Origin of the sequence: Inquilinus sp. (assembly GCF_039594555.1) — a bacterium.
Lineage (GTDB): Bacteria > Pseudomonadota > Alphaproteobacteria > DSM-16000 > Inquilinaceae > Inquilinus.
In genome coordinates this window covers 1-10,558 of the sequence record NZ_JBCNNF010000244.1, presented here as the reverse complement: position 1 = coordinate 10,558, position 10,558 = coordinate 1, and the positions used below count along the sequence as shown (strand labels likewise).

At 71.0% G+C, this 10,558-nt stretch carries 11 protein-coding genes, 1 other RNA gene and 1 pseudogene; 11 read left to right on the top strand and 2 right to left on the bottom strand.

The features are described 5' to 3' along the window. Positions 1-386 (bottom strand): annotated as a pseudogene (locus ABDW35_RS23310) (dicarboxylate transporter/tellurite-resistance protein TehA); the annotation flags it as partial. 197 nt (positions 387-583) lie between these two features. Here ABDW35_RS23310 and ABDW35_RS23305 point away from each other — a divergent pair. Next, positions 584-1,714 (top strand): ABC transporter substrate-binding protein, encoded by a 1,131-nt coding sequence (locus ABDW35_RS23305; RefSeq protein WP_343716254.1) that lies wholly within the window; start codon positions 584-586, stop codon positions 1,712-1,714. On the opposite strand, the gene ABDW35_RS23300 is transcribed toward ABDW35_RS23305, so the two are convergent. After that, a complete protein-coding gene (locus ABDW35_RS23300; protein WP_343716253.1) occupies positions 1,687-2,508 on the bottom strand; it encodes a helix-turn-helix transcriptional regulator in 822 nt (273 codons plus the stop codon). The two genes, ABDW35_RS23305 and ABDW35_RS23300, sit on opposite strands and share 28 nt — an antisense overlap. Before the next feature lie 136 nt (positions 2,509-2,644). On the opposite strand from ABDW35_RS23300, the gene ABDW35_RS23295 reads away from it, so the two are divergent. From ABDW35_RS23295 to ABDW35_RS23250, 10 genes are all read left to right on the top strand, one after another. After that, entirely contained in the window at positions 2,645-3,883 is a 1,239-nt protein-coding gene (locus ABDW35_RS23295; protein WP_343716252.1) for an MFS transporter, read from the top strand. A gap of 116 nt (positions 3,884-3,999) precedes the next feature. Then, the gene (locus ABDW35_RS23290; RefSeq protein WP_343716251.1) at positions 4,000-4,521 is read left to right on the top strand and encodes a 2,4'-dihydroxyacetophenone dioxygenase family protein; all 522 of its coding nucleotides are present in this window, start codon (positions 4,000-4,002) and stop codon (positions 4,519-4,521) included. A gap of 50 nt (positions 4,522-4,571) precedes the next feature. After that, complete coding sequence (locus ABDW35_RS23285) at positions 4,572-5,873, top strand: MFS transporter (protein ID WP_343716250.1); 1,302 nt, start codon at positions 4,572-4,574, stop codon at positions 5,871-5,873. Next, a complete protein-coding gene (locus tag ABDW35_RS23280; protein ID WP_343716249.1) occupies positions 5,870-6,592 on the top strand; it encodes an SDR family oxidoreductase in 723 nt (240 codons plus the stop codon). Before ABDW35_RS23285 ends, ABDW35_RS23280 begins: the two co-directional genes overlap by 4 nt. A 22-nt stretch (positions 6,593-6,614) precedes the next feature. After that, positions 6,615-7,397: an IclR family transcriptional regulator gene (locus ABDW35_RS23275; RefSeq protein ID WP_343716248.1), complete on the top strand. Its 783-nt coding sequence runs from the start codon at positions 6,615-6,617 to the stop codon at positions 7,395-7,397. Positions 7,398-7,459: 62 nt separating this feature from the next. Then, an RNA gene (gene ffs, locus ABDW35_RS23270) (signal recognition particle sRNA small type) lies at positions 7,460-7,560 on the top strand. A 56-nt stretch (positions 7,561-7,616) separates the two neighbouring features. Then, complete coding sequence (locus ABDW35_RS23265) at positions 7,617-8,009, top strand: lysozyme inhibitor LprI family protein (protein WP_343716247.1); 393 nt, start codon at positions 7,617-7,619, stop codon at positions 8,007-8,009. Positions 8,010-8,074: 65 nt separating this feature from the next. After that, complete coding sequence (locus tag ABDW35_RS23260; protein WP_343716246.1) at positions 8,075-9,952, top strand: DNA polymerase III subunit gamma/tau; 1,878 nt, start codon at positions 8,075-8,077, stop codon at positions 9,950-9,952. Then, entirely contained in the window at positions 9,949-10,272 is a 324-nt protein-coding gene (locus ABDW35_RS23255; protein WP_343716245.1) for a YbaB/EbfC family nucleoid-associated protein, read from the top strand. Before ABDW35_RS23260 ends, ABDW35_RS23255 begins: the two co-directional genes overlap by 4 nt. 16 nt (positions 10,273-10,288) lie before the next feature. Beyond that, positions 10,289-10,558 (top strand): formyltransferase family protein (locus tag ABDW35_RS23250; RefSeq protein WP_343716244.1); only part of this gene is annotated, 270 nt, incomplete at its 3' end.

Below are 10,558 nucleotides of genomic sequence, written 5' to 3'. Positions count from 1 at the left end.
CACAGGCCGCCGGTGCGCCAGATTGCGAACAGAAGGGTGAAGGCGGTGCCGGCCGCGAACAGCACCGTCGCGGCCGGCGCGGAGTAGGGGGCGAGGCCGCCCGCGACCAGCAGCGTCGAGACGCCGGCCAGGCCGATGAAGCAGCAGGCCACCGGATGGCTCACCTCGGCCAGCGCGTCCTCCCGCGCCACCAGCCATTTCAGCCCGTACAGCAGCACCAGCACCGCCCAGACGACGGTGGCCAGGGCGGTCAGCGCCTCGCCGATCACGGCCGGCAGCTGCCAGGCCAGGGCGGCCTGCCGCCAAGCGCCGGCAAGGCCGGACAGGCCCAGCACCATGCCGAAGAAGGAAGCCGGGATCACCGGCACTGTGAGACGAGCCGCCATCGATGCACCCTTCCGAGGCCACCCGTGGGCGATCGGTCCGCCCGGGTGGTTCCGCTCCGTTATACGCCGGACCGCTTCGCTGGGAACGGGGCCGCGGTTTCGGCCAGGTGGTTGCCGGATTGCGATAGAGATTGATAATCACTCTCATATCCTTCATTGAATTTGCCCGACGTAATCCATCACTCGGACCACCCTCCATGATCTCCCGGCGCTTCCTCGGCCTCGCCGCCGCCCTGCTCCTGTTCGCCGCCGGCACGGCGCCGGCGGCCGAGACCCGGACGGTGGTGGACGTCGCCGGCCGCAGCGTGGTGGTTCCGGCCGAGGCGCAGCGGATCATCCTGGGCGAGGGGCGGCAGATCTACCTACTGGCGGCGCTCGACACCGAGGCGCCGTTCCAGCGCGTCGTCGGCTGGCGCGACGATCTCGAGAAGGCCGACCGCGACGGCTACGAGATCTATCGGCAGAAGCATCCCTTCATCGCCGACCTGCCGCGCTTCGGCGGCGCGAAAGAGGGCACCTTCGACATCGAGCAGGCGCTGACGCTGCATCCCGACCTGGTGGTGATGAACCTGGAGTCGAAGCTGGCGACCGACGAGGGCGGGCTGATCGACAAGCTGGCCGCCGTCGGCATCCCCGTGGTGTTCATCGATTTCCGCGAGCGGCCGTTCGAGAACGCGGAGAAGAGCATCCGCATCCTCGGCCAGGTGATCGGGCGCGAGGAGAGGGCGGAGGAGGTGATCGCCTTCCGCCGCGCCGAGATCGAGAAGGTCACCAGCCGGCTCGCCGCCTACACCGGGCCTCGGCCGCAGGTGATGATCGACCGCGCCGGCGGCTACAGCGACGAATGCTGCATGTCCTTCGGCGACGAGAATTTCGGCCGCATGGTCTCGGTCGCCGGCGGCGACAACATCGCGAGGGACCTGATCCCCGGCACCTTCGGCACGCTGAACCCGGAGCAGATCGTCGCGTCGCGGCCGGATGTGGTGGTGGTCACCGGCAGCAACTGGACCCTGTACGACACCGCCGGCGCCTGGGTCGGCGTCGGCCCCGGCGCCGACCAGGACGCCAGCCGCGCCCGGCTGCGGGCGCTGATGCGGCGCCCGGCCTTCACCACCATCCCGGCCACGCAGTCCGGCCGGGTGCACGCCATCTGGCACCAGTTCTACGACAGCCCGTACCAGTTCGTGGCGATCCAGGCGCTGGCCAAGTGGCTGCATCCGGAGCTGTTCGCCGACCTCGACCCGGATGCCACCTTCCGGGCCTTCCACGAACGCTTCCTGCCGGTCGAGTACCGGCCCGGCTACTGGGTGTCGTTGACTCCGGGCTGACCGGCGCCCCGGTCCGACAGGCGCCGCCGGACATAGGCCTGGGGGCTGCAGCCCATATCGGTCCGGAACGCGTAGACGAAGGCGGAGGTCGAGCCGTAGCCCAGCTCCATCGCCGTCCGGGTCACGTCCAGGCCGCCGCCCAGCAGCTCGATCGCCTTGAACAGCCGCAGGCGCCGCCGCCAGGAGCGCAGGCTCATGCCCAGCCCCGCCTCGAAGCGCCGGGCCAGGGTTCGCGCCGACATGCCGAGCTGCCGCCCCCATTCCTCCGGCCCGCGCTCGTCGGCCGGGTCGGCATAGAGGGTCTCGCAGATCGTCGCCAGGGCGCCGCCGCGCGGCCAGGGCAGGGCGCCGGGCAGGGGCCGGGCGCGCCGGAGCTGGTCGAGGATCAGGCCGGTCACGCGGCCCGGATAGCCGTCCCCGTCATCCCGCCCCTCGATCGCCGCGGCCTCGACGATCAGCGCCTGCAGCAGCGGCGAGACGCCGAAGACGGTGGGGCTGTCCGGCAGGCCGGCCCCGGCCTCGTCGGCGATCCAGAGGCTGCGGAACTCCGCCCCGAGCAGCGACCCGACCCGGTGCGGCGTGCCGGTCGGCAGCCACACCGCCTGCTCCGGCGAGATCACGAAGGAGCGGCCCGTCACCGCCACCGTCAGGACGCCGGAGATGGCGTAGACCACCTGGTTCCAGGCGTGCTCGTGCTCCGGGAAGGTGTGGCGCGGCGGGATCGACTGCGCCCGCATCGTCAGCGGCCGCGGGGGCGCCGCATCGGGCGGCGCCGTGATCGTCTCCCAGCTCATGAGCCAGCCTCCCGGAACTTGGCCGTTATTCTATATCGAATGGCAGTCCGTCGAAAGACGGCCACATGGGCGGACGATAGTCTCGGCACCGGACGGCACCGGTCGGCTGCCATCCCCACAAGCGTCGAGGAACCCCGTGTCACACGCCAATGCCGGCATCGCCGCCGGGCCTGCAGCCGTCGGCCTCTACGACCACGAGCGCGGCAACGTCGTCAGGCTGGCCGTCGCCCAGGCGCTGGCCGGGGCGAACTCGACGGTCGTCTACGCAACCGGTGCCATCCTCGGCGAGATGCTCGCCCCAAGCAAGGCGCTGGCGACCCTGCCGATCTCCATCTTCGTCGTCGGGATGGCCGCCTGCACCCTGCCCGCCGGCCGCATCGCCCAGCGCCACGGCCGCCGCGCCGCCTTCCTGGCGGGGACGGTGTGCGGCGTGCTCGTCGGCCTGCTGGCGGCCCTGGCAGTCGTGCTGGGCTCCTTCTGGCTGTTCTGCCTGGCGACCTTCTTCGGCGGGGCCTATGCGGCCGTGGTGCTGTCCTTCCGCTTCGCCGCCGCCGACTGCGCCCGGCCGGAGCGGCGGCCGAGGGCGCTGTCCGCCGTCATGGCCGGCGGGGTCGCCGCCGGGGTCATCGGCCCGCAACTCGTCACCTACACCATGAACCTGTGGCCGCCGCATATGTTCGCCGCCACCTTCCTGGCGCAGGCCGCCGTGGCCGTACTGTCCGCCTTCATCCTGCTCGGGGTCCGGCTGCCCGCGCCGACGTCCGCGGCCGGGAAAGCCGACGGCCGCCCGCTCGGCGTCATCGCGCGCCAGCCGCGCTTCATCATCGCCGTGGTCTGCGGGGTCGTCTCCTACCTGCTGATGAACTTCCTGATGACGGCGGCGCCGCTGGCCATGCATCTGTGCGGCCTGCCGCAGGAGATGTCCAATCTCGGCCTGCAATGGCATGTGATCGCGATGTACGCGCCCAGCTTCTTCACCGGGCGGCTGATCACGCGCTTCGGCGCGCCGCGCGTGGTGGCGGTTGGGCTGGTGCTGACCGCCGCCTCGGCAGCGGTCGGGCTGACGGGCGTGGACGTCGCGCATTTCTGGGGGACGCTGGTCCTGCTCGGCCTCGGCTGGAACTTCGGCTTCGTCGGCGCCTCGGCCATGGTGCTGGACTGCCACGCGCCGGAGGAGAAGGCGCGGGTGCAGTCGCTCAACGACTTCGTCGTGTTCGGGACCATGGCCGTCGGGTCGTTCCTGTCCGGCAGCCTGCTGACCTCCTATGGCTGGAACACGGTCCTCTGGCTGTCCTTCGCCCCGCTCGTCCTGGCCGTGGTCGCGGTGGCGGCCGCCGTCCGGACCGGACCCTCTCCCCGCCGCATCGCCGGTTAGCAAGGGCCGGCCGGCGATTCATTTGTCCGGCATTGACGGGCGCCTGATCAGGGTCCAGTGTCTGTCCACAAGATGGATATATCGTCCATAATGTGGACAAACCGGAGGAAAGCGTCATGCCAGCCGACGCCGATACCAAGCGGATGCCCTACCAGTATCCGAACCCGCCCGAGGCGCTGCGGGACATCGTCGTCCCCCACGCCGTGCCGCAGGATGAGCGGGTGTGGGTGCCGCAGGCCGAGAATGTCTGGTTCCGGCCGCTTTGCCTCAATATCTCAAGCGGTTACTGGATGAACCTGTTGCGGGTTCGCAAGGCCGGCGTGCTCAGCCGCCACCGCCATCCCGGGCCGGTGCACGGCTTCGTGCTGAAGGGCAGCTGGCGCTATCTGGAGCATGACTGGGTCGCCACCGAGGGCAGCTATGTCTTCGAGCCGCCGGGCGAGACCCACACCCTGGTGGTCGACGAGGATGTCGAGGAGATGATCACCTATTTCCAGGTGAACGGTGTCATGTACTACGTTGATCCCTGGGGCAAACACACCGGCTACGAGGACGTGTTCACCAAGCTGGACATGTGCCGCAAGCACTACGGCGAGGTGGGGTTGGGTGCTGATTACGTCGATCAGTTCATCCGCTGATCGCGCCGTCGGAAAATCAAGATAATCCAAGGTACTGAGGAAAGATTCTCATGTCCTCCGGCAAGCCGCCGCGGATCCGCAGGATCCAGTGGATCGCCGTCGCCTTCCTGACGGCGGCCGGCATCGTCAACTATCTCGACCGCAGCACCCTCTCGATCGCCAACCACGACATCGCCGGCGAGCTCGGCCTGTCGGCCACGCAGATGGGGCTGCTGCTCTCCGCCTTCTCCTGGACCTACGCCTTCTCGCAGCTGCCGGTCGGGGCGATGCTCGACCGGTTCGGCGCCCGCATCATGCTCGGCGCCGGCATGTTCTTCTGGTCGCTGGCCCAACTGGCCGGCGGCCTGGCGCAGTCGCTGGGCCAGCTGGTCGGCACCCGGGCCGTGCTCGGCATCGGCGAGGCGCCGCAATTCCCGGCCGGCGCCAAGGTGATCAGCGAATGGTTCCCGCTGCGCGAGCGCGGCATGCCGACCGGCATCTTCGTCGCCTCCTCCTGCATCGGGCCCGCCATCGCGCCGCCGGTGCTGACCGCGATCATGCTGGCCTTCGGCTGGCGCCCGATGTTCATCCTGATGGGCGTGCTGGGCATCATCGTCGCCGTCGGCTGGTATCTGATCTACCGCAACCGCGGCGACACGGCGCTGACCGAGGCCGAGCGCTCCTTCCTCGACGAGGGCCGGCCGGCGCAGCCGAAGCCGCGGCAGAGCTTCGCCGACTGGGCCGGGCTGTTCGCCAACCTCACCACCTGGGGCATGGTCATCGGTTTCGGCGGCGTGGTCTACATGGTCTGGCTGTACCTGACCTGGCTGCCCGGCTATCTGGAGCATGAGCGCGGCCTCAGCATCGCCCGCACCGGCTGGGTGGTCGCCATCCCCTACATCTTCGGCGCGCTGGGCATGCTCTGCTCCGGCCGGGTGGCGGATTTCCTGCTGGCCCGCGGCGTCGGGGCGATCGCCAGCCGGAAATGGCCGATGGCCGCGGGGCTGGTCGGCGGCGCGATCTTCACCCTGCCGGCGGCCTACACGCCGAGCCTGACCCTGGCCGTGGTGTACATCTCGCTGGCCATGTTCTTCATCAACTACGCCAGCTCCACCGCCTGGATGCTGGTCAGCGTCGCCGCGCCGTCGCGCCAGGTGGCGTCGCTCGGCAGCATCCAGAACTTCGGCGGCTACTTCGCCGGCTCCTTCGCGCCGATCGTCACCGGTTTCGTGGTCGACCGCACCGGCTCCTTCGTCAACGCGCTGCTGATCAGCGCCGCCGTCGCCTGCGTCGGCGCGCTGGCCCTGGTGGTGCTGGTGCGCAAGCCGGTCGCCGACCGGTCCGCGACCCTGCCGGACGGGAGGACCGCATGACCTTCCAGACCGATCTGTTCCAGGGCCGCACGGCCCTGGTCTCCGGTGGCACCCAGGGCATCGGCGCCGCCATCGCGGCCGAGCTGGCCCGGCTGGGTGCGACCGTCACCGCCGCCGGCCTGGCGACGGCGGCGGGCGCCGAGCCGCCGAAGGGCGCACAGCTGGCGGAGCTCGACGTCACCGATGCCGGGGCGGTCGAGGCGCTGGTGGCGGGGCTCGGCCGGCTCGACATCCTGGTCAACTGCGCCGGGGTGATCCGCCGCGGGGCGGAGCACGACCCGGCGGTGTTCGAGCAGGTGCTGGCGGTCAACCTGACCGGCACGATGCGGCTGTGCGCCGCCGCCCGGCCGCTGCTGAAGGCGACCAAGGGCTGCATCGTCAACACCGCCTCGATGCTCAGCTTCTTCGGCGGCGGGCTGGTGCCGGGCTACAGCGCCAGCAAGGGCGGGGTGCTGCAGCTGACCAAGTCGCTGGCCATCGCCTATGCCGAGGACGGCATCCGGGTGAACGCGGTGGCGCCGGGCTGGATCGCCACGCCGCTGACCCGGGCGCTGCAGGACGACCCGGCCCGCTCCGGCGCCATCTTGTCGCGCACGCCGATGGGCCGCTGGGGCCGGCCGGAGGATGTGGCCCAGGCTGTGGCCTTCCTGTGCAGCCCGGCCGCCGGCTTCATCACCGGCGTGGCGTTGCCGGTCGATGGCGGATATCTGGTGAGCTGACAAGGAACGGAGCAAAGCGGCGATGGGCCAAGGCGGTTCGGCGGCGGTGCAGGGGGCGGCGGCCTTCGGCAAGGCCATGGCGGTGCTGCAGGCCGTGGCTGATGCCGCCGAGCCGGTGTCGGTGGCGGCCATCGCCCGGCTGACCGGCCATCCGCGGCCGACCGTGCACCGCATCGTCGCGGCGCTGCAGGCCGAGGGCATGCTGGCGGAGGTGCCGCGCGGCGGCGCCTTCGGCCTCGGGCCCCGGCTGATGGCCCTGGCCGCGCGGGCCTGGGACCGGTTCGAGTTGCGCCTGATCGCGGCGGAGGAGCTGGCGAAGCTGCGCGATGCCACCGGCGAGACCGTGCACCTGGCCGTGCGCAGCGGGCCCGAGATGATCTATGTCGACAAGCTGGAAAGCCCGCGGGCGGTGCGCATGGCCTCGCGCATCGGCACCCGCGTGCCGCTGCATTCCAGCTCGGTCGGCAAGGCCTGGCTGGCGGCGCTGCCGCCGGCCGAGGCCGCAGCGCTGCTGCCGAAGCTCGATCTCGCGGCGATGACGCCGCAGACCCTGACCACGGTGGACGCGCTGGCGCCGGAGATCGAGCGCATCCGTGCCCGCGGCTATTCGATCGACGCCGAGGAGAACGAGGCCGACATCTGGTGCTATGGCGGCGCGATCGCGGGGGCGGGCGGTGCAATTGGCTGCATCAGCGTCAGCATCCCGAAATACCGCGCCGCGATCGACGACCCGGAGCGCTATGCCGGGCCGCTGCTGGCCTGCTGCCGCCGCATCGCCGCGCTGGCGGCGGACGGGGTACGCTGAGCCGGCGACACGCAACTGTCATTCCGCACTTGCCACCGGCGGCCGGAACCCCGATATAGGGCGCGGGAGATCGGCGCGGGCGTGTCCCTCGCCAACCCGGTCAGGTCCGGAAGGAAGCAGCCGTAACGAGTTTCGATACGGGTCGCTGCCGGTCTCCCACCTTCCCGATGCCGGATGTTTCATGCTAGGTGCCGCTCCGTTCGAACCGGAGGGGGATCCATGAAGCGCGTCGCGATTGCCCTGGCCCTGGCGGCCATCGCCCAGACCTCCGGCGCCGCCGCGGCGGAAGGGCCGAAGGACTACGACAAGATCTACAGCGACTGCGTGGCCGAGGCCGGCGGCGCCAACAACGGCACGGTCAGCGCCTGCGCCGAGGGCGTGGCCGACCAGACGAAGCCGGAGATGAATCGGCTGTACCAGGCGATCCTCGCCAAGATGAACGGCCGGGCGGACGCCGCGAAGCTGGAGAAGGCGCAGAAGGCCTGGATCGTCTATCGCGACAATTACTGCGAGCTGGCCGGATCCTATGTCGGGTCGCCGATGTACTATGTCTGCCCGATGACGCTGAACATCGAGCGGGTGAAGCAGCTGCGGGAGATGGCGGGGGAGTGAGCGGGCGGCATGGCCGGCGCCTTCGCCCTTTCGACCGCCGGTCCCATTCCCTATGATCGCGCGCCATGAGCGATGACGCAGCCCTGCCCCTGATCGGCCTCGACGAGGCGCCGCCGCAGCCGCAGCCCGAGAAGGCCGCGGCGTACCGCGTGCTGGCGCGGAAGTACCGGCCGACCACCTTCGCCGAGATGATCGGCCAGGATGCGCTGGTGCGGACGCTGACCAACGCGATCGCCTCCGGCCGGCTGGCGCATGCTTTCGTGCTGACCGGGGTGCGCGGCGTCGGCAAGACCACCACGGCCCGCATCCTGGCCCGGGCACTGAACTGCGTCGGGCCGGACGGCAAGGGCGGTCCCACCGCCGATCCCTGCGGCGTGTGCGAGCCCTGCCGCACCATCCTGCAGGACCGCAATGTCGACGTGATGGAGATGGACGCCGCCAGCCGCACCGGCGTCGACGACATCCGCGAGATCATCGACGGCGTGCGCTACGGCCCGGTGGCGTCGCGCTACAAGGTCTACATCATCGACGAAGTGCACATGCTCTCCAAGAACGCCTTCAACGCCTTGTTGAAGACGCTGGAGGAGCCGCCGCCGCATGTGAAATTCGTCTTCGCCACCACCGAGATCCGCAAGGTGCCGGTGACGGTGCTGTCGCGCTGCCAGCGCTTCGACCTGCGCCGCATCGGCGCCGACCAGCTGCAGGACTACTTCACCGGCATCCTGGACAAGGAAGGCGTGGCGGCGGAGCCGGAGGCGGTCGGCATGATCGCCCGCGCCGCCGATGGCTCGGCGCGCGACGGGCTGTCGCTGCTGGACCAGGCCATCGCCCAGGGCACGCCGGTGGGCGACAAGCCCTTCATCGCCGCCGCCCAGGTGCGCGAGATGCTGGGCCTGGCCGACCGCTCCAGCGTCATCGACATCCTCGAGGCCGCCTTCGCCGGCGAAGGCCCGCGGATGCTGGAGGGGCTGGAGGCGGCGCGCCGGGCGGGGGCCGACCCGCAATCCGTCCTCGGCGACCTGCTGGACTTCATCCATTTCGTCACCCGCGCCCGCATGGTGCCGGCCGTGCTCGAGGATCCGGCGGTGCCGGAGGTCGAGCGCAAGCGCGGCGGCGCTTTGGCCGAGAAGGTCTCGCTGCCCGGCCTGACCCGGGCCTGGCAGACCCTGCTGAAGGGAGCGGGCGAGGTGCAGTCGGCGCCGAACCCGCAGGCGGCGCTGGAGATGGTGCTGATCCGCCTGCTCTACATGAGCGATCTGCCCAGCCCGGGCGATTTGATCCGCAAGTTCGGCGACCTGCAGAGCCAGGGCGCGGTGACCGCCGGCCCCGCCCCGGGGCCCGGCCCCGGCGGCGGCGCCCGGATGGCGGCCGGGGGTGGAGGCGGCCTGTCGCTGGTGCCGGCCGAGCCGGCGCCCGTGGCGCCGGCGCCCGCGCCGGTTCCCGCCCAGGCCGCGGCACCGGCCCCCATGGTCGCGGCGGCCGCGCCGGCGCCGAAGCCGGTGCTGCGGGCCGACCCGAAGAGCTTCGACGAGCTGGTGCAGATCGCCTTCGCCCGCGACGTGGTGCTGCACGGCCAGCTGATGAGTGCCGTTCACCTGGTGCATTTCGAGCCGGGGCGGCTGGAGTTCCGGCCGCATGTAGAGGCGCCGCCGGACCTGGCCAACCGCCTGGGCACCGCCCTGCGCGACTGGACCGGCGAGCGCTGGGTGGTCAGCGTCTCCGGCGCCGAGGGCGCGCCGACGCTGACCCAGCAGGCGCGGACCGACCGCGAGAACGCGCTGGCGGCGGCGGCCGAGCACCCGATGGTCAAGGCGGTGATGAGCGCCTTCCCGGGGGCGGTGATCCGCGACCTGCGCAACCCGTTGGAACAGGATGAGGTTGTCGGGCCGGCCGCCGAGCCGACGCCCGACGCCACCGATGAAGAGGAGCCGCGAGAGGCATGAAGAATCTCGGACAGATGATGAAGCAGGCGCAGGAGATGCAGGCCAAGATGGCCGAGATGCAGTCCCGCCTGAGCGAGATCGAGGTGCCGGGCCGGGCCGGCGCCGGCATGATCGCGGTGGTGCTGAACGGCAAGGGCGAGCTGCGGTCGCTCAAGATCGACCCGAAGCTGGTCGACCCGTCCGAGGTCGAGGTGCTGGAGGACCTGATCGTCGCCGCCTTCAACGATGCCAAAGGCAAGGTCGAGGATGCGGTGCAGGCCGAGACCCAGAAGCTGATGGGCGGGCTGAAGCTGCCGCCGGGGATGAAGCTGCCGTTCTGAACGGCGGCACCAGCCCATGCCCCTTCGCCTCGCCTATATGGGCACGCCGGATTTCGCGGTGCCCGCGCTGCTCGCGCTGATCGATGCCGGGCACCAGATCGCGGCCATCTACACCCAGCCGCCGCGGCCGGCCGGGCGGGGCCACAAGCTGCAGCCCTCCGCCGTGCACCGGGCGGCGGCGACGGCGCAGCTGCCGGTCCGCCACCCGGCCACGCTGCGCACGCCGGAGGCGCAGGCGGAGTTCGGCGATCTCAAGCTCGACGCCGCGGTGGTCGCGGCCTATGGG